26 protein-coding genes are annotated in these 23,915 nt (G+C 60.1%); 19 read left to right on the top strand and 7 right to left on the bottom strand.

The genetic code is table 11. The features are described 5' to 3' along the window. Positions 1 to 9 precede the first annotated feature (9 nt). From cheT to visR, 4 genes are all read left to right on the top strand, one after another. On the top strand, positions 10 to 399 hold the full coding sequence (cheT, locus tag ACIPSK_RS14585) for a chemotaxis protein CheT (RefSeq protein WP_017958978.1): 390 nt from the start codon (positions 10 to 12) through the stop codon (positions 397 to 399). A 111-nt stretch (positions 400 to 510) separates the two neighbouring features. Then, a complete protein-coding gene (gene fliF, locus ACIPSK_RS14580; RefSeq protein WP_162117829.1) occupies positions 511 to 2,202 on the top strand; it encodes a flagellar basal-body MS-ring/collar protein FliF in 1,692 nt (563 codons plus the stop codon). A gap of 449 nt (positions 2,203 to 2,651) precedes the next feature. Continuing rightward, positions 2,652 to 3,398, top strand: a complete 747-nt coding sequence (visN, locus tag ACIPSK_RS14575; protein WP_026154436.1) for a transcriptional regulator VisN — start codon at positions 2,652 to 2,654, stop codon at positions 3,396 to 3,398. A gap of 8 nt (positions 3,399 to 3,406) precedes the next feature. Continuing rightward, positions 3,407 to 4,153: a transcriptional regulator VisR gene (gene visR, locus ACIPSK_RS14570; RefSeq protein ID WP_162117828.1), complete on the top strand. Its 747-nt coding sequence runs from the start codon at positions 3,407 to 3,409 to the stop codon at positions 4,151 to 4,153. Positions 4,154 to 4,461: 308 nt separating this feature from the next. On the opposite strand, the gene ACIPSK_RS14565 is transcribed toward visR, so the two are convergent. The 6 genes from ACIPSK_RS14565 to motA all read right to left on the bottom strand — a co-directional run bounded on the left by ACIPSK_RS14565 (position 4,462) and on the right by motA (position 9,865). Beyond that, positions 4,462 to 4,905, bottom strand: coding sequence for a hypothetical protein (locus tag ACIPSK_RS14565; protein WP_162117827.1), 444 nt, complete (start codon positions 4,903 to 4,905; stop codon positions 4,462 to 4,464). A gap of 5 nt (positions 4,906 to 4,910) precedes the next feature. Next, positions 4,911 to 5,990, bottom strand: coding sequence for a flagellar biosynthesis protein FlhB (gene flhB / locus ACIPSK_RS14560; protein ID WP_026154437.1), 1,080 nt, complete (start codon positions 5,988 to 5,990; stop codon positions 4,911 to 4,913). A 332-nt stretch (positions 5,991 to 6,322) separates the two neighbouring features. Then, a complete protein-coding gene (fliG, locus tag ACIPSK_RS14555; protein ID WP_003556501.1) occupies positions 6,323 to 7,363 on the bottom strand; it encodes a flagellar motor switch protein FliG in 1,041 nt (346 codons plus the stop codon). 28 nt (positions 7,364 to 7,391) lie between these two features. After that, positions 7,392 to 7,976 (bottom strand): flagellar motor switch protein FliN, encoded by a 585-nt coding sequence (gene fliN, locus ACIPSK_RS14550; protein WP_017967020.1) that lies wholly within the window; start codon positions 7,974 to 7,976, stop codon positions 7,392 to 7,394. Positions 7,977 to 8,041: 65 nt separating this feature from the next. Further along, positions 8,042 to 8,992, bottom strand: a complete 951-nt coding sequence (locus tag ACIPSK_RS14545; protein WP_017967021.1) for a FliM/FliN family flagellar motor switch protein — start codon at positions 8,990 to 8,992, stop codon at positions 8,042 to 8,044. Beyond that, positions 8,993 to 9,865, bottom strand: a complete 873-nt coding sequence (gene motA, locus ACIPSK_RS14540) for a flagellar motor stator protein MotA (RefSeq protein ID WP_017967022.1) — start codon at positions 9,863 to 9,865, stop codon at positions 8,993 to 8,995. A 254-nt stretch (positions 9,866 to 10,119) separates the two neighbouring features. On the opposite strand from motA, the gene flgF reads away from it, so the two are divergent. The 13 genes from flgF (at position 10,120) to fliP (ending at position 19,188) form a co-directional block, all read left to right on the top strand. Beyond that, positions 10,120 to 10,854: a flagellar basal-body rod protein FlgF gene (flgF, locus tag ACIPSK_RS14535; protein WP_017967023.1), complete on the top strand. Its 735-nt coding sequence runs from the start codon at positions 10,120 to 10,122 to the stop codon at positions 10,852 to 10,854. A gap of 119 nt (positions 10,855 to 10,973) precedes the next feature. Continuing rightward, positions 10,974 to 12,374 (top strand): flagellar protein export ATPase FliI, encoded by a 1,401-nt coding sequence (gene fliI, locus ACIPSK_RS14530; RefSeq protein ID WP_162117826.1) that lies wholly within the window; start codon positions 10,974 to 10,976, stop codon positions 12,372 to 12,374. A 2-nt stretch (positions 12,375 to 12,376) separates the two neighbouring features. Then, the gene (locus ACIPSK_RS14525) at positions 12,377 to 12,919 is read left to right on the top strand and encodes a hypothetical protein (RefSeq protein WP_017967026.1); all 543 of its coding nucleotides are present in this window, start codon (positions 12,377 to 12,379) and stop codon (positions 12,917 to 12,919) included. A gap of 180 nt (positions 12,920 to 13,099) precedes the next feature. After that, positions 13,100 to 13,492: a flagellar basal body rod protein FlgB gene (flgB, locus tag ACIPSK_RS14520; RefSeq protein ID WP_064249920.1), complete on the top strand. Its 393-nt coding sequence runs from the start codon at positions 13,100 to 13,102 to the stop codon at positions 13,490 to 13,492. Positions 13,493 to 13,497: 5 nt separating this feature from the next. Further along, the gene (flgC, locus tag ACIPSK_RS14515; RefSeq protein ID WP_017967028.1) at positions 13,498 to 13,914 is read left to right on the top strand and encodes a flagellar basal body rod protein FlgC; all 417 of its coding nucleotides are present in this window, start codon (positions 13,498 to 13,500) and stop codon (positions 13,912 to 13,914) included. Between the two features lie 3 nt (positions 13,915 to 13,917). Then, positions 13,918 to 14,259, top strand: coding sequence for a flagellar hook-basal body complex protein FliE (locus ACIPSK_RS14510; protein WP_162117825.1), 342 nt, complete (start codon positions 13,918 to 13,920; stop codon positions 14,257 to 14,259). Positions 14,260 to 14,278: 19 nt separating this feature from the next. Further along, the gene (gene flgG, locus ACIPSK_RS14505) at positions 14,279 to 15,067 is read left to right on the top strand and encodes a flagellar basal-body rod protein FlgG (RefSeq protein WP_064249918.1); all 789 of its coding nucleotides are present in this window, start codon (positions 14,279 to 14,281) and stop codon (positions 15,065 to 15,067) included. A 15-nt stretch (positions 15,068 to 15,082) separates the two neighbouring features. Then, positions 15,083 to 15,565 (top strand): flagellar basal body P-ring formation chaperone FlgA, encoded by a 483-nt coding sequence (flgA, locus tag ACIPSK_RS14500; RefSeq protein WP_162117824.1) that lies wholly within the window; start codon positions 15,083 to 15,085, stop codon positions 15,563 to 15,565. Next, on the top strand, positions 15,562 to 16,683 hold the full coding sequence (locus ACIPSK_RS14495) for a flagellar basal body P-ring protein FlgI (protein WP_162117823.1): 1,122 nt from the start codon (positions 15,562 to 15,564) through the stop codon (positions 16,681 to 16,683). Before flgA ends, ACIPSK_RS14495 begins: the two co-directional genes overlap by 4 nt. After that, positions 16,680 to 17,222 carry a MotE family protein gene (locus ACIPSK_RS14490; RefSeq protein ID WP_162117822.1) on the top strand — a complete coding sequence of 181 codons (543 nt, stop codon included), beginning with the start codon at positions 16,680 to 16,682 and terminating at the stop codon, positions 17,220 to 17,222. The genes ACIPSK_RS14495 and ACIPSK_RS14490 overlap by 4 nt, the downstream gene beginning before the upstream one ends. Continuing rightward, entirely contained in the window at positions 17,219 to 17,935 is a 717-nt protein-coding gene (gene flgH / locus ACIPSK_RS14485) for a flagellar basal body L-ring protein FlgH (RefSeq protein ID WP_003556536.1), read from the top strand. The genes ACIPSK_RS14490 and flgH overlap by 4 nt, the downstream gene beginning before the upstream one ends. Before the next feature lie 12 nt (positions 17,936 to 17,947). Then, the gene (locus ACIPSK_RS14480; RefSeq protein WP_017967034.1) at positions 17,948 to 18,454 is read left to right on the top strand and encodes a flagellar basal body-associated FliL family protein; all 507 of its coding nucleotides are present in this window, start codon (positions 17,948 to 17,950) and stop codon (positions 18,452 to 18,454) included. Then, positions 18,451 to 19,188 (top strand): flagellar type III secretion system pore protein FliP, encoded by a 738-nt coding sequence (gene fliP / locus ACIPSK_RS14475; RefSeq protein ID WP_017967035.1) that lies wholly within the window; start codon positions 18,451 to 18,453, stop codon positions 19,186 to 19,188. Before ACIPSK_RS14480 ends, fliP begins: the two co-directional genes overlap by 4 nt. Before the next feature lie 82 nt (positions 19,189 to 19,270). Here fliP and ACIPSK_RS14470 read toward each other — a convergent pair whose 3' ends face one another. Beyond that, a complete protein-coding gene (locus tag ACIPSK_RS14470; protein WP_162117821.1) occupies positions 19,271 to 21,187 on the bottom strand; it encodes an O-linked N-acetylglucosamine transferase, SPINDLY family protein in 1,917 nt (638 codons plus the stop codon). A 444-nt stretch (positions 21,188 to 21,631) separates the two neighbouring features. Here ACIPSK_RS14470 and ACIPSK_RS14465 point away from each other — a divergent pair, with 444 nt between their 5' ends. Further along, positions 21,632 to 22,537, top strand: coding sequence for a flagellin N-terminal helical domain-containing protein (locus ACIPSK_RS14465; protein WP_017967037.1), 906 nt, complete (start codon positions 21,632 to 21,634; stop codon positions 22,535 to 22,537). Positions 22,538 to 22,819: 282 nt separating this feature from the next. Next, positions 22,820 to 23,728 carry a flagellin N-terminal helical domain-containing protein gene (locus tag ACIPSK_RS14460; RefSeq protein ID WP_064249910.1) on the top strand — a complete coding sequence of 303 codons (909 nt, stop codon included), beginning with the start codon at positions 22,820 to 22,822 and terminating at the stop codon, positions 23,726 to 23,728. The last annotated feature ends 187 nt before the right edge of the window (positions 23,729 to 23,915 follow it).

Below are 23,915 nucleotides of genomic sequence, written 5' to 3'. Positions count from 1 at the left end.
GATTTTCATATGACATTTACCCAGATGATGGAGCCGCCTGCGCCTGTCGAAGCGCTGAGCGACATCCTGATGCGCATCGTGTCCGAACTGCACGATGTCGCCTATCTCATCGAGCGTATCGAGCCGCAGCTTCTCGACCTCGGCGGCGCCGAAATCCTAAACTCGCCGGATGCCATGAAGGTCATGCAGGGCATCGATCTGGCCGTGCAGAAATCGCGCGGCCTTGCCGAATTCATCGACACCATCACCGGCGAAATCCCGCACGGCTGGGCAGTCGACGTCGCGACCGCGCTCAGCCTCGTCAAGCTGGCCGAGATGCAGAAGGCATTGGGCGGCGCTACGCGCCACGGCCACTCCCAGCCATTAAGCAAGGCAGCCGGCGACTTCGATTTCTTCTAGGGTCTTTTCGGACCGCACCCGCTTCACGAAACGCTCGCACAAGTTTCGCCGACTATTCGTCAGATGAGGCAATAAGCCTGCTTTGTCTTTGACGGATTGTGCGAGAACAGAATGAATCTGTTAAATCAATTAGTTCAGATCTTTAAGAACTTCGGTTCCCTTGGCCGAACACGCCTGATGATTCTCGGAGGCGTCGGTGCCGTCTCCATCGCAATCGTCCTTGCGGCCGCCCTTTTCGTCAACAAGCCGGCACAGGAAACGCTCTACGTCGGTCTGGACTCGCCGGATCTCAACCAGATCAGCATGGCGCTTGCCGAAGCCAACGTCGATTTCCAGGTCGGCACGGACGGCTCCAGCATCAGCGTCCCCGCGGGGATGACGGGCAAGGCCCGCCTGATGCTTGCCGAGCGCGGCCTGCCGAACAGCGCCAACGCCGGTTACGAACTCTTCGACAATGTCGGCTCCCTCGGCCTGACGTCCTTCATGCAGGAGGTGACGCGGGTTCGCGCTCTGGAAGGCGAAATCGCCCGCACCATCCAGTCGATCTCGGGTATAACGGCTGCACGCGTCCATATCGTCATGCCGGAGGTCGGAAACTTTCGGAAGGCGGAGCAGAAACCGACTGCCTCCGTCATGATTCGCGCCACCGCCACAACTGGACGCAGCGCAGCGACCTCGATCCGCCACCTCGTCGCCTCGGCCGTGCCGGGGCTTGACGTCGATGACGTGACCATTCTCGATTCCGCCGGCCAGCTGCTCGCTTCCGGCGACGAGGCGAGCAACAGCTCGCTGAATCGCTCGCTCAACATCGTTCAGAACGTTCAGCAGGAAGTCGAATCCAACATCGACAAGGCGCTGGCACCCTTCCTCGGCATGGACAACTTCCGCTCCAGCGTCACCGCCGATCTCAACACCGACGCCCAGCAGATCCAGGAAACGACCTACGATCCCGAATCCAAGGTCGAACGCTCGGTTCGCTCGACGAAGGAAGCCCAGCAGTCGCAGCAGAAGCAGTCCGATAGCGCGACGACGGTCGAGCAGAACATTCCGCAGGCGGCCCCTGCGGCGGGCGGTTCCGCCGGGCCCGAATCGCAGGACAAATCCGACAAGCGCGAAGAGCAGACCAACTACGAAATCAACAGCAGGACAACGGCGACGACCCGCAACAGCTATAAGGTCGAGAAGCTTTCGATCGCTGTCGTGGTCAACAAGGGCCGCATCGCCAAGATGGTCGGAGAACCCGCCGACCAGACCAAGGTCGACGCCTATCTTGCCGAAATGCAGAAGATCGTCGCCTCGGCGGCCGGCATCGACGCCAAGCGCGGCGACGTCGTCACCGTCACGGCCATGGACTTCCTCGAGAACCAGCTGCTCGAAGACGCCACCGGTGGTGTCCGCGTCATGGACATGCTGAGCCGCAACCTTGCCGGCATCATCAACTCGCTCGCCTTTGTCGTGGTCGCCTTCGTGGTCGTCTGGATGGGCCTGCGGCCTCTGGTGCGTAGCGTCAGCGGCAACGGCAGCTCTACGGCTTTCGGCGACGCCACGCCGGATGCGGCCGGCCTCGAACTTCCGGACTTCGCGCCGGCATCGGGAGCAGCCGGGGGCGCTCTCATGGACGGCTTCGGGTCCGATTTCGGCTTCGACAGTACCGAGGACCTGCTCAGCCTCGGCGACGACGACGGAAACTTCAATCGGCGCGTCAAGGAAGGCCCGGAACGCAAGCTTTCCCGGATGGTCGAGATCAACGAGGAACGCGCCGCGAAAATCCTCAGGAAATGGGCGATCGACGAGGCAGCGTAAAACAAAGGCCGGGCAACCGGCCTTTTTTTATGTCGGTACCGAAGCTTGTTTCCCCAACCACTGTTTGCTGAAAAGCCGTGACTGGGATGCGAGAAACTCGGGCATGGCAATCAGGGTCCGGAATTTGAACAGGGCCGTATAACCGACCGCGTTGAAATGCGCCTGTAGGGCGACACGATGAGATCGACTCGCGTAAAACGCGAAGCAAGTTGCGGTTCCGCCAGAATCACCTTAGCCTCCCTCTATCTTGAAGGCTGGAATGAATGGTCGAATCAGTGCATTGGCGACTGCGAAAGTAAATCCCTAGAAGTCGGAGATGGTGATTTGCATCGACTGGCTTACCCTTGGGTGATTCGAAATGGGATTCGAGTGGGACTTGAGTTGAATCCCCTACAGAAAAATTGCTGTTGCACCGAGTTCGATCGTTTCTCAGCCGCAGGACATTGCCAATGGATATGAATGTAATTCAGGCGAGCAAAGGCGAGAGGCATATGGCGAATTTCGCGAGTGCAGTGGTGCCGGATCTGCTGCCACGTGATGAGCTGCTCCAGCGCCTTCACGGTGTCGCTAGCACCGGTAGGTTGCAGTCTGGTTTGCGCGCACTGACGGATTACGTGGGTGCTTCGCACTACCTTCTGGCGCGCTGCGATCTCCTCCAGGAAAGTGGCCTCGATTTCATCGTCTCGTCGGACTGGCCCTTCGACCTGGTCAGGGACATCGCCAATGATCTGGTCCGCGGTTATGCCCGCTCGACCGAGTTGGAAAAATGCATGCAAGTTTTCCAGCCGAATTTTGCCCTCCTGCCTGACAGTGCCGAGATTCCGGACGGCGCTAGCCGCCAATATTGTTCGGTGACCTTCAATGTCGGCCGGTCGCGGCTGGCTCTGATGTTCCTGTTCGGCGAGGGGTTCATCCTTTCGCCGGAGCGCCTGCGGGATGTAGGCCTGCTTGCAGGTTATGTCGCGAGCTTCCTGCGCTGCGGTGGTACGAAGGTCGATCGCGATTTCGAATTGACCGACCGCGAGCTGGAATGCCTGTTCTGGATCGCCGAGGGCAAGACCAGCGACGAGATCGCGATGATCCTCGGAATCTCTCGCAATACCATCAACAACTACATCACCAGCGTGATGCGCAAGACGGCGACCAAGACCCGGTCCGAGGCCATTGCCTTCGCCGTCCGCAATAATCTCGTATAGGGGGATCTATGGCGTATCCAGCAGGCAGGACCATGAGCAGTGCTGAGCAGCTGCGCATGGTGCGTGTGAACAGGATTTCCAGTCGGTCCGATCTTTTTCCGCGGCTGATTGCGATGCAGAAGCTCACCGATGCGCAAGGGTTCGCAATCTTCCGCGTCAGCGGCTCGGGTCTGCCGGCAAAGCAGCGCCTTGTCTGCGAGCTCGAGAACTGGGGGCCTTCCAATGCCGGTTTCAACAAGGCCTTCACGGATGCTTACGGCGATATTCTTCTCGACCATATCGACAAGTCGCTGCTGCCGCTCTCATGGGCCGGCGGTTATGACCGCGCGGCACCCGGACCGGCGGACTTCTCGCCGTTCATGACGCGGCTGCAGGACGGTATTCTGCCTTTCTCCGGCCTTGCCTTTCCGGTGCGGCTCGGCGCCGTCGGCAATGGCTTCATCCTTTTCACTGGTGATGAGCTCGATCCCTCGAGCGATACCATCGTCGAGCTGCACGGTCGCTGCTGCCATATCATGATGGATCTTCTCTCGCTCGACGAACGCCGCACGGCTGCTGCCGAGGCGCTCAGCGAACGCGAGATCGCCTGTCTGCAGCTTGCCGGCGACGGCCGCATCAGCGAAGAGATTGCCGACAAGCTTGGCCTGTCCGTGCACACCGTGAACGCCTATCTCGGCTCGGCGACCATCAAGCTCGATTCCGTCAATCGCATCCAGGCGATCGCCAAGGCGATCCGGCTCGGCTATATCAGCTGAACGCGTGCCATCGCTTACAGCGTCGCGCGTCCTTCAGACCCGCGAGAGCATATCGCGCAAAAGTGTGCAGCGGCTTTGCGATAACGACAGGCGTAAAACAAAGACCTAGAGCAATTCCAGCAAAAGTGCGTAGTGGTTTTGCGTCCGGAATTGCGTGAAAACAAAGAGGTAGAGCATTTCCGGGATTCGGAGAAAAACGGAAATGCTCTAAAGCGCGACAAGCGAATCTGAAAAATCGCGATGTGCTTTAGGACGCTGTAACGCTTTGAATTGCAAGGCGAATGAAAGCTTTGTTGTCGTGAAAGAGGTTAGCCGGCCAGCGCCTGAGGCGGCTGGTTGACGCTGTAACGCGCTTCCCGAAGGCTCTTTTTGAGGAAGATGGTGTTCTCGTCGGGATCGGCCGAGGGATTCTGGAAAGCGATATGATTGATCTCGATGCCGGCGTGATCTTCGGCAAGGGTGAGCTGCGCGTAGACGGTGACGCCGCGCGGCTTGATTTCCAGGTCGAGAACGACTTCGGGCTTGCCGCCCCACTCCAGCGTATAATTGCCGCCCAGGCCGAAATTCACGGTGCCCGGATGAAAGAAAAGCTCCGCCGCCGAAGCGATGAGATCGGAAAGATTGCCGTAATACTCGAAGCGCAGCAGTGAAATAAGGTCAGAAGCATCCAGAAGGCGCAGTTCAGTGGCGACCGGGCTGATGGCGTCTGCGAGGATCTTTTCACGCTGGGTAGAGTGGGGACATTTTTTCATTCGGCTTATCTGACCCGTTTGTTCTTGGCGTCCGCGGCGTAGACCCGGTGGATCAGCTCCGCAACCGCCTTATAGAAGACTGACGGGATGACACTATCGATCGAGACTTGCGCAAACATGGAGCGCGCAAGCGGCGGATCCTCGAACACCGGTATGCCGTTCTGCTCGGCAATCTCCCTGATTTTGAGCGCGATCAGGTCCTGACCCTTGGCCAGCACCACTGGCGCATCGTTCTCTTCACGCGCGTAACGCAGCGCCACCGCAAAGTGCGTCGGGTTTGCAATCACCAGCGTCGCCCGGTGCACGTTGGCGATCATGCGCCGGCGCGCGCGGTCGCGCATCAGCGAGCGCTGCCGGCTCTTGACGAAGGGGTCGCCCTGCGCCTGCTTGTTTTCTTCCTTTATTTCGTGCCGCGTCATCTTCAACTCGGTGAACCAGTGATGGCGCGTCCAGAAAAGATCGGCGATGGCCACGATCGCGGTGGCGATCAGCATGACGATGATGATCTTGCGCATCGCTGCCATTATTCGCACGAGAATCGTCTGCGGATCGGAGAACATCGCGTCGATCGAGCCGAAATATTCGCTCCTGAGCACAAAGAACAGGATCACCCCGACGACGACGACCTTGAACAGCGATTTTCCGAATTCGACCAGGCCGGGCACGCTGAACAGCCGTGACCAGCCTTTGATCGGCGAGATACGCGAGGCCTGCGGGCGGATGCGTTCAAGCACCAGTGTCGGCAGGTTCTGGAAGACGGAGGAGGCGATGCCGAACACCATAAACAGGATGAAGGCGGGCGCCACCAGCGCCGCACTTGCCCAGCCGAGCCGGCCGAACAGCGCCAGCACATCCGGTCCCGTCTCGATCTTCCATTGGTCGGGCTGTTCGAAGATATCGCGCAGCGTTTCACTCATGCGCCCGACGCTGTCGGGAAGGAAGAATACGAGGTAAATGAAGGTAGCGAGGATCGTCGCAAAGATCGAAAGTTCGCGCGAAGACGGCACGTTGCCTTTTTCCGCGGCATCGCTTTGCTTTTTCGCGGTTGGGGCTTCTGTTTTGCTGTCCTTGTCATCGTCTGCCAAGTCGCGGGCCTCCGTCAAAAAAATAGGCCGCAGCTAATGCATGTCGCCCAAAAACGTGCAGCGGTTTGGGATGACGACATGCATCAAAACAAAGACCTAAAGCGCGTCGCACGAACCGAGTTTCATGCGACGCGCTTTAGAGCGCAGCCTGTTGCGGGAAGGGTAGTCGCCTGTGGCACGGCGATCAACAGCGGCCTTTCGGCATGCCGGATTTGTCAACAGTCTCGAAGAGCCAAAGCATGTCGCGCAATGGTGTGCAGCGGTGCGACAACGACATGCGTAAACTAGAGACCTAAGGCGCGAGGAGCGAATCTTAAAGATCGCGATGCGCTTTAGGCGGCTGCCGAAGCGTCGCCTTCCTTTTCCTTGAGCTCGATCTGGCCGGAATTGGCCAGGCGAATCGCTTCCTGTGCCACGGCGCGGCGGGCAATCGCGATCTCGCGCGGATTGACGCCGCCCATGCCGCTCTGCAGATCCGATTCGATCATGCGGCGCTGGCGTGGGCTGATGGCGGAGAGAACCGACTCGCGGATCTCGGGCGGCGACCCGCGCAGAGCGACGGTGAGCACATCCGTCGAGATGTCGTTGAGCAGCATGACGCGGCTGCGCTGCGGCATGTACATGAGGTCCTCGAACAGGAAAATCTTCGGGCGAACCTTGTTGACCGACTCGCGGCTGATCGATTCGAGCGAGGTGAGCAGCGTGTCGACCTGCGGCTTGTCGAGTTCGTTCATCAGATCGGCGACCTTCGTCGAGCCGGCTGCATTACGCTCTGCCTCGACCTCGGCAAGCAGCGTCATGACCTGGTTTTCGATGATCTGCGCAGCCTTCGGGCTGACCGCCTTCATGTTGACCGTTCTGTTCATGATGTCGGCGCGGCGATTGTCGGGAAGCTGCAGCAGCACCTTGGCGCCGAAGGAGGAGGGCATCATCGAAAGAATATAGGCGACGGTCTGCGGATGTTCGCGCAGCAGGAACTGCGCGACGAATGTCGGCTCCGCCTCGCTGAGGCGATCCCAGATCGAGGTTTCGTAGGCCTGGAATGCGGTGCGGCGGCCGAGCAGGCTGTCGACCTCGTCGGGCGTCAGGCCTTCTTCCAGAATGGCCTCGATCGCCTTGGCGTTATCCATCAGTCCGGCGCCCTCGGTGAAGAGGTCTTCGAACTCGGAGACGAGCAACAGCAGTTCGTCCGGCGGGATGGCGCGCAGCGATTGGGCGGAAGAGATTATGGTCTGTAGTTCAGCCTGGGTGAAATATTTCAACAGCCGGCCGGCGACTCCTTTTCCCATAGCGAGAAGAACAGCCGCTGCCTTTTCAGCCTGGGTCAACGGTTTCCCGGCTAGCGCGCCGCCGAAATCGTCAAAGTCCATCATGGTCTAACCTCTCCGTCCCACACAGGGATCAGGCTTTTTTCGTACTCAAAACTTCTATCAGTTTCACACCGAATCGTGTGTCGTCGTTATCAAGCACCGTAATCTCGCCGCGGGCAATCCTGCGGCCATTCACCATGATCTCGACCGGTTCGCCGATCTTCTTGTCGAGGGCGATCGTCGCCCCTTCATTGAGGTTCATCAGGCCGGAGACCTGCATCCGGCTGGTGCCGAGCATGATCTGGACGTCGATCGGAATGTCCATGATCAGGTCGAAGTTGGAGTTCAAAGCGCTGCCGAGCGGGGCCGGCGACGCCTCGAAGGAGGAGCTGCTGCCGAAATCCATGCCGGCAGCCGGGCTGGCATCGCCGCCGAAGTCGCCGCCGAAATCGTCGCTGCCAAAGGGGGTTTCCGAAGTCTCGCCGCCAAAGGCCGCCAGGTCCGTTCCTGCTGCGAAGGGGTCGCTCTGCAGGTCGTCGCCAAACTGCGACAGGTCGCCATCGGCATCCTGCTTCAGCACGCCGCGCAGATCGTCGATCGCCTGGTCGAGATCTGCTTCGCTGCCCGGAAGATCCAGGGAGAGGTCGCTGTTCTGCTGTGTTTTCTTCGTAGCCATGAAATCACTATTCCAGTTGAAACTTGCCTCAAACTGCCTTTGCAGCCCAAAAGCCAGAGAACCGATTAATTCATTAAATGACGGATGAGTTCATCATCCGAGTTCATCGTATCCTTGACGCGGACCATGTAATTTTCGCCTGAGCGCCCGAACTCGCACACATACAATTCCTTGGTGTTGGCGCTGACCTCGACGCGCACATCGCCGTGGTCGCGGAACGGAATGACGTCGCCGACCATCAGCTTCGATATTGTCCGCAGCGTCAAGTCCTGCAGCCTGATCTTGGCCTCGAGCGTGACATGGGAGCGGCGGACCTGATCGCCGAGCTGTTCGGTCCATTCCGCTGAGTTGCTGCTGGCCTGGCGTTTCGGCTTCGGCGGCGTCACCTTGGTCTTGAGCAGTGCCGTCTGCGGAACGATCAACGAAAATTCCGAAACGATGCCGGCAAGCGTGATCGACATGTTGATGGCAGCCGCGAATTCGTCCGGACGATCCTCCGGCGGCCGGGCGCGCATGTCATGGGCGTGCGGGGCCGAAAGGCTCGGTTCGAAACCGCCCGGCGCGTTGACGGCCGAGCGCAGCACCTTGGCAATCTTGTCGAAGACCATGACCGCCAGATCGAGCTCGATGATCGAAAGCAGCCGTTCGGCCGGTTCCTCGATCGTATCGGCTGTGGCCCCGAGCAGATGCTCCATCAGCGTGATGACGAAGCCGTTTCCGCAGGCAAGCGTAATGTTCTGCGACCAGTTGCGCAGCGTCGCGTCGACGAGTGTGACGTTCGCGCTCAGGTCTTCGATGAGGTGGTTCTTGTAGCCGATCTCGCAGCCGAGATAGTTGACCGTCACGTCGAGGCCGGTCTCGCTTTTGATGACGTCGGGAAAGAATTCGCTGTAGATTTCCCCGAAGGAACTGCAGATCTTGGCGACCCTGCCTCTGTCGCCAAGCCCGCCTGTCAGCTTGGCAAGGAGGGCAGGATCCATTGCCGGTTTGTCGTGCGAAGCATTGCTCATAGTCATTTAAGCCGCCTTGTTTTCGCCACCTGGGTTCATCATTTCCTGCTCGACCGCATCGATGGACGGACGCTCGTAAGCCGAGATCGTCTTGCGGCCGTATTCGAGCGCGACCTGCGGCACCGAGCCGTTCATATAGGCAAGCAGCGTCTGCTTGACGATGACGTAGAGACGGTGCTGCTTGTTGCGCACCACCTTGATCTGGGAGACCAGCGGCGAGCAGACGCAGTAGGACAAGAGAATGCCGAGGAAGGTGCCGACGAGCGCCGAGCCGATCAGGTGGCCGAGCACCTCAGGCGAATCGTTGATGTGCGCCATCGCCTTGATGACGCCGAGAACGGCCGCAACGATGCCGATCGCCGGGAAGGAATCGCTCATGATCTGGATCGAGTGGTAGGGCTTCATCTTGTCGTGCATGATGGTGTTGAGCTCTTCGTCCATCAGCGCCTCGATCTCGTGGCTGCGGGCGTTGCCGATGATGATCAGGCGGACGTAGTCGCAGATGAACGCCGTCAGCTCCTTGTTCTTCAGAACCGTCGGAGCCGACTGAAAAATTGTCGATTCGGCCGGATTGTCGATATGGGCTTCGATCTCGTTTCGCGACTTGGTGCGCAGGTCTCGCATCAGCGAATAGAGCACGCCGAGCGTATCGAGATAGTTGCGTTCCTTCGGCACGGCGTGCCTGAAGGCTTCGCTGAGCGCCTTGCCGGAATCCTTCACCACCTTCATCGGGTTCGCCATGATGAAGCTGCCGAGGCCGGCGCCACCGATGATGAGGAATTCGAAGGGCTGGAGCAGCGCATCCACTTCGCCGCCCATCGCCATAAAGCTGCCGACGATACAGCCGCAAGTCACTATAAATCCGATAATGATATTCATCGTCAGCCCAATCTGAACGTTGCTTTTCTTTGAGACGGATAGGGTTTCTGCCTTGCGTGAGGCTGATGAAAGGCCCGGTCGCCAAGCATTTCCGCGTGCCAGCTTCGCGCAAGCATCTGCCGTCAGTCTAAAGGAGACGAATGGGTGCCCGCACCCGTTTCTGAGATGCTGCCTCAGCGAAATCCCGGCCGAACCAGATGTGACGACGCCCGGCTTTTCGTCCCGTTCATCGCCAATGCTTGGAGCTTACCGACATGCAATCCGGTCTTTATGTTTCTCTGTCGTCGCAGATGGCCCTCGAAAAGCGTCTAAACACCATCGCAGACAACATGGCGAACGTGAATACGACCGGTTTTCGCGCTACTGAGGTGAAGTTTGACGAAATGGTGGCGAATACCAAGAACAAGCTGAACACCAAGGTCGCCTTCGTTTCCCAAGGCAACGACTACCTGAACGAGGGAAACGGCGAACTGCAGCACACCGGCAACATGCTCGATTTCGCCATCAAGGGTGATGCCTGGTTTTCGCTCGATACGCCGGCCGGCCGCGTGCTGACGAGGGATGGCCGCTTCACCATCAAGGAAACCGGCGAACTTGTTTCGATCCGGGGATACCCGGTTCTCGATGCCGGCGGTGCCCCGATCCAGCTCAACACCAAAGGGGGCGAGCCCGCCGTCGGCACCGACGGCATCATCTATCAGGGCGGCCGCCAGGTCGGCTCCCTCGGCCTGTTCGAGGCCGATATCAGCAAGGGTTACCTGCGCTACGAAAACAGCGGCATCATGACCACCGACCAGCCGCGCGCCGTCGTCGACCGCTTCAATGTCGGTGTCGAGCAGGGTTATCTCGAAAACTCCAACGTCAACGCCATGCGTGAAATCACCCAGCTGATCGAAGTCAACCGCGCCTTCGAAAGCGTCTCGTCGCTGATGCGCGACAGCGAAGATTCCTTCAAGGAAGCCGTCCAGACACTTGGGGGCAGCCGCTAATGCATGTCGCTCAAAAGTGTCCGGCGGTTTTGGAAGGACGACATGCACAAGAACAAAGACCAAAAATACGTCGCATGCAGCAAGCTGCACGCGGCGTATTTTAGGGCGAGAGTTAAAGCATGAGCACCACGCTACTGTCTGAGGACGGCCTTTCCCCGAAGCTGGCGCACCTGGCGAACCTCGTCGACCGATACGCATCGCCGGAATTTGCGGTTGCCCATGGCGGTCGCGTGCAGACCATCGCCGCCGGCCACTACACGGTTCACGGTCTCTCCCGCCATGTTCGTCTCGGCGAGTTCGTGGCCCATAAATCCGCGACCGGCATCCATCTCGGCGAAGTCGTGCGCGTCGAACCGGAGCTGATCTATGTCTGCCCGATCGAACCCGGCGAGCCGATCGGCATCCACGATACCGTGATCCGCAAGGGCGCCTTCCGCATTTCGCCGTCGGACAGCTGGTGTGGGCGCACCGTCAACTCGCTCGGCGAGCCGATCGACGGGCTGGGTCCGATCACCGAGGGGCTCGATCGCCGCTCGATCTCCAATACCGCGCCGCCCTCGATGACCCGCAAGCGTGTCGAGACCGGCTTCAAGACCGGCGTTCGCGCCATCGACATCTTCTCGCCGCTCTGCCTCGGGCAGCGCCTCGGCATCTTCGCCGGCTCCGGTGTTGGCAAGTCGACGCTCCTGTCCATGCTCGCCCGCGCCGATGCTTTCGACAAGGTTGTCATTGCGCTCGTCGGCGAGCGCGGCCGCGAGGTGCGCGAATTTATCGAGGATACGCTCGGCAGCAATATGAGGAAGGCGATCGCCGTCGTCGCAACCAGCGATGAGAGCCCGATGCTGCGCAAGATGGCGCCGCTGACGGCCGTCACCATCGCCGAACATTTCCGCGACAAGGGCGAGAACGTTCTCTTCATCGTCGACAGTGTCACGCGTTTCGCCCATGCGATCCGCGAGGTGGCGACCGCCTCCGGCGAGCCGCCGATCGCGCGCGGCTATCCCGCTTCCGTCTTCACCGAGCTGCCGCGCCTGTTGGAACGCGCCGGCCCCGGCCCCGAGGGCGCCGGCACCATCACGGCGATCATCTCGATCCTTGTCGACGGCGACAATCACAACGACCCGATTGCCGATTCGACGCGCGGCATCCTCGACGGTCATATCGTCCTGCAGCGCAGTCTCGCCGAAGAGGGGCGTTATCCTCCGATCGATCCGCTCGCCTCGATCTCGCGTCTTGCCCGCAAGGCCTGGACGCCGGATCAGGAAAAGCTGGTGTCGCGGCTGAAGGTGCTGATCCATCGTTTTGAAGAGACGCGCGACCTGCGCATGATCGGCGGTTACCGCCAGGGGGCCGACCCCGATCTCGACATGGCGATCAAGCAGGTGCCGATCATTTACGACGTTCTGAAACAGTCTCCGGGGGATCGCGACTCGCTTGATGCCTTCGCCGATCTCGCCGGCGCACTCAAGGCTGCGGCCGGCATGGGCAATCAGGGCGCACCCATTCAGAGGAGAGGCTAGACGTGGCTGAATTCGACGACGAACGCATCGCTTCCCTGAAGCAGCGCAGGAAAACCGTCATCCTGGATCGTGTGCTGACCTTCAGCGGCCTGGCGCTTGCCGGCGCCTCCGCTTTTTTCCCCTGGTACGTGTTCTTCAACGCGGACAAGTTCGGCATCAATGTTGCCACCAGCAGCAATTCGCGCGAACTGCCGGATTGGCCGGCCCGCAATGTCTTTAGCGTCTCGCCGCTTGCCATGGTCAACAAGAACGAGGGGGACAAGAAGGCCCCGCCGATCGATCCGCTGACGACCGCAACGGTGTCCGATCTCGGCAAGGAGCGCGATGGCGGCCCCATATTGGAGGATCAGCCCTTCCCCGGGAAGTCTTCTTTTCGCCTGCTGCACGTCTCCAACGGCCGGGCGCTGATCGAGGATCCCTCCGGCATGTATGTGGTGCGCATCGGCTCGATCCTGCCCGACGAAAGCCGCCTTGCGACACTTGAGCAGCGCGATGGCAAATGGGTGATCGTCACCTCAAAGGGTGAGACCTACCAGAACAACTGAGCCTGGCCGCAAATCCAGGCAACAGGGGCTCCGCCGCGAACCGGCCGGAGCCCCTGTTCTTTTGCCCCTGTTCTTTCGATGGCGGCGGCGTTCGCAGAAAAGCCTCTCGAAGCCTGAATTCCCGTAAGTCCCACGCAAGATTACCGCACTAGGTTCGGGACAGTAAAAACGGAGAGTTTCATGCAACCAATCCAACTTTTCGACTTGGCTTCGCGACAGGCGGAATGGCTGACGATCCGTCAGCAGGTTGTTGCCGGCAACATCGCGAATGCCAATACCCCGAAGTTCCACGCCAAGGACGTCACGCCCTTTGACGCGGTGCTCGACAAGTCCGACATCGCCATGGCGCGCACCAATCCGGCGCATCTCAGCGGTAACGATTTCAGCAACAGCGGCGATATCGACGTCAAGGAGGCCGCACTCGACCAGGAAATCGGCGTCCAGGAATCCGGCAATACGGTCGGTTTGGCCGAGGAGCTTTCCAAGTCCGGCGATATCAAGCGCCAGTACGATCTGAACACGTCGCTGGTCAGTTCCTTCAATCGCATGATGTTGATGACCGTCAGGAAGTAAAAGTCATGGATCCGCTTTCAGCAGCAATGAAAATCGCCGGTTCCGGGCTCGAGGCGCAGTCGACGCGGTTACGCATCGTCTCGGAAAACATCGCCAACGCCCGCTCGACCGGCGACACACCCGGCGCCGAGCCCTATCGGCGCAAGACGATCACCTTCGGCCAGCAGATGGATCGCACCAGCGGCGTCGAGACGGTCGGCGTCAAGAAGGTCGGCGTCGACGAAGGCGACTTCAGCACCGAATTCGATCCCAGCAATCCGGCCGCGGACAAGAAGGGCGTCGTCAAGCTGCCGAACGTCAACATCCTGGTCGAGATGGCCGACATGCGCGAAGCCAATCGCTCGTATGACGCCAATCTGCAGACCATCAAACAGACCCGCGATCTCATCTCCTCCACGATCGACCTCCTGAAGAGCCAATAATCAATGATCAGCAGCGTCCAGAATGTCAGCAACCTGTCGATGACCCGTGCGCTTGGCGCCGTCGACACCGAAAATTCCGCCTCCTCGTCTGCCGCCGCCATGCCGGGCACCGCGGGTGCCGCCAACGGCATGAGCTTCGCCTCCGTCATGGGCAACATGGCGAGCGACGCGGTCAGCAGCCTGAAGGGTGCGGAAAGCATGTCCTTTGCCGGCATCAAGGGAACGGCGACGACGCGTGAAGTCGTCGATTCCATGCTCCAGGCCGAGCAGACGCTGCAGACCGCGATTTCCATCCGCGACAAGGTCGTCTCGGCCTTTCTCGAAGTCACCAAGATGCAGATGTAACTGATTTGAGGACGAACACATGAGAGCGCTCGCCATCGCAGCAACGGGCATGGATGCCCAGCAGACCAATCTGGAAGTCATCGCGAACAATATCGCGAACATCAATACGACGGGTTTCAAGCGCGCCCGCGCCGAATTCTCCGATCTTCTCTACCAGACCGAACGTGCCAAGGGTGTCGCCAACCGTGCCAACCAGGCCGTCGTTCCGGAAGGTGCCAATATCGGCCTCGGCGTCCAGACCTCGGCGGTCCGCAACCTGCATCTCCAGGGCGAACTGACCCAGACCGGCAACGATCTCGACGTGGCGCTGATCGGCAAGGGCTTCTTCCAGATCCAGTCAACCGACGGTACGACGCTTTACAGCCGCGCCGGCGCCTTCAACAAGAACGACCAGGGCCAGCTCGTCACCATCGATGGCTACGAGGTCCTTCCCGGCATCACTATTCCGACCGGCTCGACCGAGCTGACGATCAGCCGCTCGGGCGAAGTCTCGGCCAAGCTGCCGGGTGCGGCGGCGGCGACCGTGCTCGGGCAGCTGACGCTTGCCGACTTCGTCAACGAGGCGGGTCTCCAGCCGCTCGGCGACAATCTCTTCCAGGAGACGCCGGCCTCCGGCGAAGCCGTCATCGGCAATCCCGATGAGGAAGGTTTCGCCTACATGAAACAGGGCTATCTGGAATCCTCAAACGTCGACCCGGTGAAGGAAATCACCGAGTTGATTTCGGCCCAGCGCGCTTACGAAATGAATTCCAAGGTGATCACCACCGCTGATGAAATGGCCTCCATCGTCAGCAAGAACCTGAAGTAAGGGAAGGGCCGAAACATGATGTTTTGCCGGGCAGGACACATCTCAGGATGGGTGGCAGCAGCCACGATCGCAGTCGCGGGCATTGTCTTGCCCGCGTCGGCGGATGCCGGCATGGGTTATGCCGTCGTCCCGACCACGATCATCTACCCCGGCGACACATTGTCGGCCAGCCAGCTCCAGGAAGTCGAGGTCACCAACCCCAACCTCGCCGGCGATTATGCCAAATCCGTTTCGCAGGTCGAAGGCATGGTTTCCAAACGCACGCTGTTACCGGGCCGCACGATCTCGGTCTCGGCCCTGCGCGAGGCCTATACGGTGACCCGCGGCTCTTCGATTCGCCTGGTCTTCACGCTCGGTGCGATGACGATTTCCGCCGCTGGCACGCCGCTTGAAGACGGCGCGACCGGGCAGGTCGTCCGCGCCCGCAATATGGATTCCGGCGTCATCGTCAGCGGCACGGTGCTTGCGGACGGCACGGTCCATGTGAGGGCAAAATGAAACTGTTCTTCCGTTTCGTCACTCTTGTCGCGGTTCTCGCCATGAGTTTGGCTGATGTCGCGCCCGCCTGGGCGCTGACCTCCCGCATCAAGGACATCGCCTCCCTTCAGGCCGGCCGCGATAACCAGCTGATCGGTTATGGACTCATTGTCGGCCTCCAGGGGACCGGCGACGGCTTCCGGTCCTCGCCCTTCACTGAACAGTCGATGCGCGCGATGCTGCAGAATCTCGGCATCTCGACGCAGGGCGGCCAGTCCAACGCCAAGAACACCGCGGCCGTGATGGTCACCGCCAACCTGCCCCCTTTCGCAAGCCCCGGCAGCCGTATCGACGTGACGGTGAGCTCGCTCGGTGATGCGACGTCGCTGCGCGGCGGCACGCTCGTCATGACCTCGCTTTCCGGCGCCGACGGACAAATCTATGCCGTTGCGCAGGGTGCCGCCATCGTTTCCGGTTTTCAGGCGCAGGGCCAGGCGGCGACCGTGACCGAAGGCGTCACCACTGCCGGCCGCGTTCCGGGCGGCGCGATTATCGAGCGCGAACTGCCGTCCCGCTTCGAGGACTCTGTCAATCTCGTCCTGCAGCTGCGTAACCCTGACTTCTCGACGGCGATTCGTATCGCCGACATCGTTAACGGTTATGCCTCGGCGCGCTTCGGCGGCCCGGTTGCCGAAGCCAAGGATTCGCAGGAAGTCGTGATCCAGAAGCCGCGCACGGCCGATCTCACTCGGCTGATGGCCGATATCGAAAATCTCATCGTCGAGACCGACACGCCGGCCAAGGTGGTCATCAACGAACGCACCGGAACGATCGTCATCGGCTCGGACGTCCGCGTCTCGCCGGTCGCCGTCAGCTACGGCACGCTGACGGTTCAGGTCACCGAGACGCCGCAGATCATTCAGCCCGAACCCTTCTCGCAAGGCCGGACCGCCGTCCAGCCGCAGACCGATATTTCCGCCGAGCAGACCGGCGGGCGCGTCGCCATCATCGACGGCCCCGACCTCAGGACTCTCGTCGCCGGCCTCAACAATATCGGCGTGAAACCGGATGGCATCATCGCCATTCTCCAGGGCATCAAGTCGGCGGGAGCCCTGCAGGCGGAGCTTGTGCTGCAATGATCGATATCATCAACCGTGACATGACGGTTCTGCAACTGCTGCGCCGGTTGGCGCTGCCGGCCGCGGGCCTCGTCCTTCTGTCGATCCCCGGCGCCTTCGCGCAGGAACATGCGCCGGCTGGCGACATCATCTCCCAGGACGAGGTCAAGCAATTCTGCACCAACATTGCCGATCCCGCCCGCGACCAGCGTTACCTCTTGCAGAAGCAGGAACTGGAAAAGCTTCGCGCCGATATCGACGCCCGCATGGCGGAGATGGACAAGCGCAAGGCCGAATACCAGGATTGGCTGAAGCGGCGCGACGATTTCCTGAAGCAGGCGGAAGCCGGCCTCACCGAGATCTACAGGAAGATGAAACCGGATGCGGCCGCCCTACAGTTGCAGGACATGAAGATCGAGGTGGCTTCTGCCGTGATCATGCGGCTCGGCCCGCGTCAGTCGAGCCTCATCCTCAACGAGATGGACCCGCAGAAGGCCGCTGTCATCGCCAGCGTCATTGCCAGTGCGTCCGATCCCAACACGTCGAAGGATCCCTCATGAATATGCGTTTCCCGGCCGCGATCGCCGCCCTCGCACTCCTTGCAGGTTGCCAGTCTCCGACGGCTGTCAGCGAGATCGGCCGCGCGCCTGCCATGAGCCCGATCGGCAGCGGCCTCGCCTATGGCCAGACGCCGCAGATGGCGCTTTATCCGAAGCAGCCGCGCGCCGTCGCGCAAGGCTATTCATTGTGGAGCGATTCGCAGGCCGCACTTTTCAAGGACGCGCGCGCGCTCAACGTCGGCGACATCCTGACCGTCGACATCCAGATCAACGACAAAGGCTCCTTCGACAACGAGACCAACCGCAGCCGCAAGAATTCGAGCGGCATGAACTGGGACGTCAACGCCCAGATCTTCGGCTGGACGCCCGAGTCCAAGACCGACCTGACCTATGGGTCCGACACCAGCACCGACGGCAAAGGCAAGATCGAGCGCACCGACAAGCTCACCCTTCTGGTCGCCGCCGTCGTCACCGGCATTCTCGAAAACGGCAACCTCGTCATATCGGGCTCGCAGGAAGTCCGCCTGAACCAGGAACTGCGCATCCTGAACGTCGCCGGCATCGTTCGTCCGCAGGACGTCAATGCCGAAAATCAGATCTCCTATGACAAGATTGCCGAAGCCCGCATCTCCTACGGCGGCCGTGGCCGCCTGATGGAAGTGCAGCAGCCTCCGCGCGGCCAGCAGGCCGTCGATCTTTTCTCGCCGCTTTGAGGCTGAACGACGATGGCAGAGCCAGACGTAAGCGCAGGTCAACCGAACAAGAAATCCGGCTCGTTGATGACGATCATCGGCATCGCCGTCCTGACGCTCGTCGGCGCCGGCGGCGGCTGGGCGGTCGGCACGATCGTCGCACCCAACATCAAGGGTGCCAAGGAGGTCGAGCAGGCCAAGGGTGCCGAGGCCAAGAAGAAGGCCGAGGAAGGTCTGGCGCGGATCTCGACCGAGGCCAACAACGTCGTCCAACTCGAGCCGATCACCTCGAACCTCGCCTACCCCTCGGAAAACTGGGTCCGACTCGAAGTCGCGCTGCTGTTCAACGGGCCGCCGGATGTCAAGGTTTCAGAGGATATTCATCAGGATATCCTCGCCTATATCAGAACCGTTTCCCTTCAGCAGATCGAGGGGCCGCGCGGCTTTCAATATCTCAAGGATGACATACAGGAACGTGTTGACCTTCGCTCGCAAGGGCGGGTATCGAAGGTCATGTTCAGGACATTTGTCATCGAATGATTCGTCTCATAGTTTTCCTTGCCGCCATGATGGCGGTACCGGAACTGGCGGTGGCACAGCAGCTGCCGACTGACTTGTTGAACGTCCCGGTCGATGGCTCCGTCGCCGCCTGGATCATCCGCACATTCGGCCTGCTGACCATTCTTTCGGTCGCGCCGGGCATCCTGATCATGGTGACGAGCTTCCCGCGCTTCGTCATCGCCTTCTCGATCCTGCGCTCAGGGATGGGCCTCTCTTCGACGCCTTCCAATATGATCCTTTTGTCGCTGTCGCTGTTCATGACCTTCTACGTCATGTCGCCGACCTTCGATCAGGCCTGGCAGAACGGCGTGCAGCCGCTGCTTGCCAATCAGATCAATGAGACCGAGGCGGTCCAGCGTATCGCCGAACCCTTCCGCACCTTCATGGCGGCCAATACCCGCGACAAGGATCTGGCGCTTTTCGTCGATCTGGCGCGCGAACGCGGACAGAATATCCAGACGACCAATCCGATCGACTATCGGGTGCTGATCCCGGCCTTCATGATTTCCGAAATTCGCCGCGGCTTCGAGATCGGCTTCCTCGTCGTGCTGCCGTTCCTCGTCATCGACCTGATCGTCGCGACCATCACCATGGCGATGGGCATGATGATGCTGCCGCCGACCTCGATCTCGCTGCCTTTCAAGATTCTCTTCTTCGTGCTGATCGACGGCTGGAACCTGCTGGTCGGCAGCCTGGTGCGTTCGTTCAACTGACCGGCTGCCGCCGGTTGATATTCGCCAATGAGAAACCCGCCGGATCGCTCCGGCGGGTTCTTTTATGCGGATCGAAAAGCCCTCACTCGGCCGCGAACGGCGCCGTGCGCGGCGGCAGCGCCGGAATGTCCATGTGATCGGGTGCAAGACCCTGCTTGGCACGGTCGGCCATGGCTTCATAGGCCTGCTCCAGATGGTCGCAGAACCGTTCGGCATCGAAGAGCGGCGCGATATAGCGCTTCTCCTTGAGATGCGCCTTGTATTGCGCGATCCGCACGGGGTTCTGCGCCAGTTCGACGGCAAGATCCTCATAGGCCTGCAGGTCGGCTGCAACGAGTTCGGGCAGGTCGATGGCCCTGAGCAGGCTCTCGCTGACGCGTGAGGCGAAGTTGGTGCCCTTGACGGTCAGGACCGGCAGGCCGCCCCAGAGTTGCTCCGAGGTGGTCGTGTGGCCGTTGACGGGGAAGGTGTCGATGCCGATGTCGGCCGCCTGCTGACGGTCGATGTGCTCTTCATAGGGCGCGCGCGGGCAGAAGATGATCCGCTTGGCGGAGATCCCTGCCGCCTGGAATTGCTTCAGGAGGTTCGCCTGGTTGCGCGGCGTGTTCGCCATCAGCCAGAGCACGCTGTTCGGCGCGCGCTTGAGAATGCGGCACCAGCTGTCGATCGTCTCCGGCGTGATTTTGCGGTTGCCGTTGAAGGACGCGAAGATGAAGGCGTCTTCCGGCAGGCCGAGCTGCTCGCGGCTGACAGGGCGCGGCTTCGGGCGATGCATCGGGTCGTTCGGCTGGTAGCTCTCCGGCAGCCGGCAGAATTTCTCATGGTAGAAGGGCTTGGCCACCTCGGGCAATACCGAATGGTCGCCGATGACGTAGTCGAGATCGATATTGACCGTGCTGCCGGGGAAACCGAGCCAGCCGACATGCACCGGCGCGAGCGGCAAATTGAAGGCCGACGCGCGGCTGCCTGAAGTATGACCCTTCAGGTCGACCATGATGTCGATATTATGCTCGCGTACCGCTGCGAGCATCCCCTGGTCGGAGAAGCCGTGAACGGTGACGACCCGGCCCCAGCGGCTGCGGTCGGTATTGTTATGCTTGAGGTACTCAGGGCCTGTATGGCAGAAGAGCGTCACCTCGAACCGGTCCTTGTCGTGCAGTTCGAGGATGCGCTGCAAGAGCTTCATCGTCGCGTGGCGGTCCCAGAAGTCAGATGACATGTAGCCGATCCGGATCTTGTCCGACCAGTTGTGCGGCTGGTTGCGGCGGAAGGCCACCCGTTCCGGGTTGAGGGGAGTGGTGCCGATTGTCGCATATCGATTGAAATCCTCGTTGCCGCACCAGTGCAGATGATAGAACGGGTTATCCTTGCGCAGGATCTCGACATCGCCCTTTGCGAGTGAGGCATCGATCACCGCCTGGTGTTTACTTGCCTCTTCGAACTCATTGAATTCGCGAGCGAAAACCAGATGCAGGAAGCGGAATGCGAGATTGCCTGGAAACCGCTTGAAGAGGTTACGCGACAGGCTCTGGTTGGTTGCGTCGTTCAGATCGTCGCTCAGAAGCAGGGCTGCCAGGCGCATATGATCGGGATTGGCACTCTGCGACAGCACCGTCTTGAACGGGCGGATGATATCGCGCTGCTGCCGCTTCAGATAGATCGCGGTGATGATGAAGGCGAGTTCCGGGTCTTCCTGCGCCTTGCTAAGGTTTCGCATGGCGATCAGCAGAGCATCGTCCTCGCTGCCGGTCTCGTAGTGCAGCTTGGCCGCCTGCTTCTGGTATTCGTAGGAATTCGGTCCTTCGCAGCTGCCGGCCAGGCCATAGGCTTTCGCGGCATCGGCCTTGAAACCGAGCTGCACGAGGTTCTTGGCCAGCAACGCATAGGTCTTGGCGTCCTGCTGAATATCCATCAGCTGATTGAGCGTCGCCAAGGACTGTGTGTAGCGGCCCATCTGGTAATCCTTGGATGCCGCAGAGAACGAAACTTTGCTGTTCAAAACCCAACTCCGTGAAGGAAATGTTCTGGCGTCGACCGCCGAGGCACGGACAGGCCGTCCGCCGCAAAACGGGGCGGTTCGGTCCGATGGTGCTATCCCGGCGCCTGCCACATTGGCATTCGAAGCTTGCTTGAAACCGGTGCGCTTGATGAGCCTCTGTTTTTGCGGGAAAATGCCGACTTTGCCTAGGGAAAGCGCTTGGTTTTCAAGAAAAATAGGATGCCAAGGAATATATTCAGCAAGCATTAACTATGCCCGCGAGGAGCCGGTCTGGGCCCTGTATTTTTAAGGAGTTGGCAAGCATTGGCTGCGAGATTGCCCTGGACATGACGGGTTTGGGCCAAACAAAAAAGGCGCCGAGTAGCATGAAGCTGGTCCGTCATCGCCGGTACTATAGTCCGGTATGTCCTCCTTTTTGTATCTAGTTTTCCAGGGGACAGACTTATGACAAGCATTAACACGAATACTTCCGCAATGGCCGCTCTCCAGACGCTGCGTAGCGTCAACCAGGGCCTCAACCAGACGCAGAACCACGTTTCGTCCGGCTATCGCGTTGAAAAGGCTTCCGACAACGCCGCTTACTGGTCGATCGCAACGACCATGCGTTCTGACAACAAGGCTCTCTCGGCTGTTTCCGACGCTCTCGGCGTAGGCGCTGCCAAGGTTGATACCGCTTACACCGCCATGGACAGCGCCATCGACGTCGTCGGCGACATCAAGGCCAAGCTGGTTGCCGCCACTGAAAACGGCGTCGACAAGGCCAAGGTGCAGGAAGAAATCGGCCAGCTGCAGCAGCAACTCCTGAGCATCTCTCAGTCGGCTTCCTTCAACGGCGAAAACTGGGTTGCCGGCGCTAGCGGCACCAAGAGCGTCGTCTCCTCGTTCGTCCGCGACGGCTCCAACGCCGTTTCGATCAAGACGACCGACTACGTTCTCAACAGCGGCTCCGCGGGCAACGTTCTGTTCGGCATGAGCGGCGGCGCGGTCGAAACCTCCACGGGTATCCTCGGTACTTCGAATGGTGCGACCGGTTCTGTCTACGCAATGGACATCACCAACTTCACCTCAGGCCAGATCGCGTCGGCTCTGACCAACGTTGAATCGGCTCTGAAGGCCATGACCAGCGCCGGCGCTGCTCTCGGTTCGCTCTCCAGCCGCATCGACGCCCAGGACAACTTCGTGTCCGCTCTCAGCGACTCGATCGACTCCGGTGTCGGCCGTCTCGTTGATGCCAACATGGAAGAAGAGTCCTCCAAGCTCAGCGCCCTGCAGACCCAGCAGCAGCTGGCGATCCAGTCGCTGTCGATCGCGAACTCTTCTTCGCAGAACATCCTGTCGCTCTTCCGTTAAGACCGGTCGGCACAAGGTTTCCAAGTTTCGCGGCCGGGTCATCCCCGGCCGCGAAATGTTTTAATATAAGGTTAATGAAAAACCTTCTAAGTCTCAGATATTTTTGATTAATTTCCGATCCTGATTTAGCTTTCCTTAACCATCTTGCTGTTTTCTAGGCCCATCGAAACGGCGAGTTAACCCTAACAGAGATGGTTAACAGGCATGATGCTGATCGCTGTGGGCCGGCCGAAAATCCGGAATGTCCCTTCTTAAAATCTGCCAACAAGGGGCAAGCAAACTATGACGAGCATCAACACCAATAACGCTGCAATGGCAGCCCTCCAGACTCTTCGTGGCATCAACCAGGGTCTCCAGGAAACCCAGGCCCACGTTTCGTCCGGCTATCGCGTCGGCAAGGCTTCCGACAACGCTGCTTACTGGTCGATCGCAACGACCATGCGTTCTGATAACAAGGCTCTCTCGGCTGTTTCCGACGCTCTCGGCCTCGGCGCTGCAAAGGTCGACACCGCTTACTCCGCCATGGACAGCGCCATCGACGTCGTCGGCGACATCAAGGCCAAGCTGGTTGCCGCCACTGAAAACGGCGTCGACAAGGCCAAGGTCCAGGAAGAAATCAGCCAGCTGCAGCAGCAGCTCCTGAGCGTCGCTCAGTCGGCTTCCTTCTCCGGTGAAAACTGGGTTGCCGGCGCTGACGGCACCAAGAACGTTGTTTCCTCGTTCGTCCGCGACGGCTCCAACGCCGTTTCGGTCGTGATGACCGACTATATTCTCGACGACAGCTCCACGGGCAACGTTCTGTTCGGCATGAGCAACGGCTCGGTCGAAACCTCCACGGGTATCCTCGGTACTTCGAATGGTGCGACCGGTTCTGTCTATGCAATGGACATCACCAACTTCACCCTCGGCCAGATCCAGTCGGCTCTGACCAACGTTGAATCGGCTCTGAAGGCCATGACCAGCGCCGGCGCTCAGCTCGGCTCGATCTCCAAGCGCATCGAACTGCAGGAAAACTTCGTATCCGCTCTCAGCGACTCGATCGACTCCGGTGTCGGCCGTCTCGTCGATGCCAACATGGAAGAAGAGTCCTCCAAGCTCAGCGCCCTGCAGACCCAGCAGCAGCTGGCGGTCCAGTCGCTGTCGATCGCGAACTCCTCTTCGCAGACCATCCTCACGCTGTTCCGCGGCTAATAGCCCTTGGAAATATTGGCCCGCCGGTCTCCGGCAGGCAGCCAGGAATCGAGCCGCGCTTCCATGGAGCGCGGCTTTTTTAGGTTCCGTTAACTGTTGATTAACCATAATGCTGTCTTCTGCGGTCAACGAGACGGCGGGTTAACCAAATTTAAGAACCGGTTAACAGGCATGAGGCTGGTCCCCG

It is taken from the genome of Rhizobium sp. LARHSG275 (assembly GCF_052871115.1).
Note: the sequence above shows the minus strand (reverse complement) of the source record. Positions and strands in the feature narration are given on the sequence as shown.

Excerpts from the sequence above, each read along its gene's own strand:
- flgG (WP_064249918.1), top strand. The coding sequence starts at position 14,279 with ATGAGAGCGCTCGCCATCGCAGCAACGGGCATGGATGCCCAGCAGACC.
- ACIPSK_RS14460 (WP_064249910.1), top strand. The coding sequence starts at position 22,820 with ATGACGAGCATCAACACCAATAACGCTGCAATGGCAGCCCTCCAGACT.
- fliP (WP_017967035.1), top strand. The coding sequence starts at position 18,451 with ATGATTCGTCTCATAGTTTTCCTTGCCGCCATGATGGCGGTACCGGAA.
- ACIPSK_RS14490 (WP_162117822.1), top strand. The coding sequence starts at position 16,680 with ATGATCGATATCATCAACCGTGACATGACGGTTCTGCAACTGCTGCGC.
- ACIPSK_RS14510 (WP_162117825.1), top strand. The coding sequence starts at position 13,918 with ATGATCAGCAGCGTCCAGAATGTCAGCAACCTGTCGATGACCCGTGCG.
- ACIPSK_RS14495 (WP_162117823.1), top strand. The coding sequence starts at position 15,562 with ATGAAACTGTTCTTCCGTTTCGTCACTCTTGTCGCGGTTCTCGCCATG.
- flgF (WP_017967023.1), top strand. The coding sequence starts at position 10,120 with ATGCAATCCGGTCTTTATGTTTCTCTGTCGTCGCAGATGGCCCTCGAA.
- fliI (WP_162117826.1), top strand. The coding sequence starts at position 10,974 with ATGAGCACCACGCTACTGTCTGAGGACGGCCTTTCCCCGAAGCTGGCG.
- visR (WP_162117828.1), top strand. The coding sequence starts at position 3,407 with ATGGCGTATCCAGCAGGCAGGACCATGAGCAGTGCTGAGCAGCTGCGC.
- cheT (WP_017958978.1), top strand. The coding sequence starts at position 10 with ATGACATTTACCCAGATGATGGAGCCGCCTGCGCCTGTCGAAGCGCTG.
- fliG (WP_003556501.1), bottom strand. The coding sequence starts at position 7,363 with ATGATGGACTTTGACGATTTCGGCGGCGCGCTAGCCGGGAAACCGTTG.
- ACIPSK_RS14465 (WP_017967037.1), top strand. The coding sequence starts at position 21,632 with ATGACAAGCATTAACACGAATACTTCCGCAATGGCCGCTCTCCAGACG.
- ACIPSK_RS14480 (WP_017967034.1), top strand. The coding sequence starts at position 17,948 with ATGGCAGAGCCAGACGTAAGCGCAGGTCAACCGAACAAGAAATCCGGC.
- ACIPSK_RS14565 (WP_162117827.1), bottom strand. The coding sequence starts at position 4,905 with ATGAAAAAATGTCCCCACTCTACCCAGCGTGAAAAGATCCTCGCAGAC.
- flgA (WP_162117824.1), top strand. The coding sequence starts at position 15,083 with ATGATGTTTTGCCGGGCAGGACACATCTCAGGATGGGTGGCAGCAGCC.
- ACIPSK_RS14545 (WP_017967021.1), bottom strand. The coding sequence starts at position 8,992 with ATGACTATGAGCAATGCTTCGCACGACAAACCGGCAATGGATCCTGCC.
- visN (WP_026154436.1), top strand. The coding sequence starts at position 2,652 with ATGGATATGAATGTAATTCAGGCGAGCAAAGGCGAGAGGCATATGGCG.
- fliN (WP_017967020.1), bottom strand. The coding sequence starts at position 7,976 with ATGGCTACGAAGAAAACACAGCAGAACAGCGACCTCTCCCTGGATCTT.
- motA (WP_017967022.1), bottom strand. The coding sequence starts at position 9,865 with ATGAATATCATTATCGGATTTATAGTGACTTGCGGCTGTATCGTCGGC.
- flgC (WP_017967028.1), top strand. The coding sequence starts at position 13,498 with ATGGATCCGCTTTCAGCAGCAATGAAAATCGCCGGTTCCGGGCTCGAG.
- fliF (WP_162117829.1), top strand. The coding sequence starts at position 511 with ATGAATCTGTTAAATCAATTAGTTCAGATCTTTAAGAACTTCGGTTCC.
- flgB (WP_064249920.1), top strand. The coding sequence starts at position 13,100 with ATGCAACCAATCCAACTTTTCGACTTGGCTTCGCGACAGGCGGAATGG.
- flgH (WP_003556536.1), top strand. The coding sequence starts at position 17,219 with ATGAATATGCGTTTCCCGGCCGCGATCGCCGCCCTCGCACTCCTTGCA.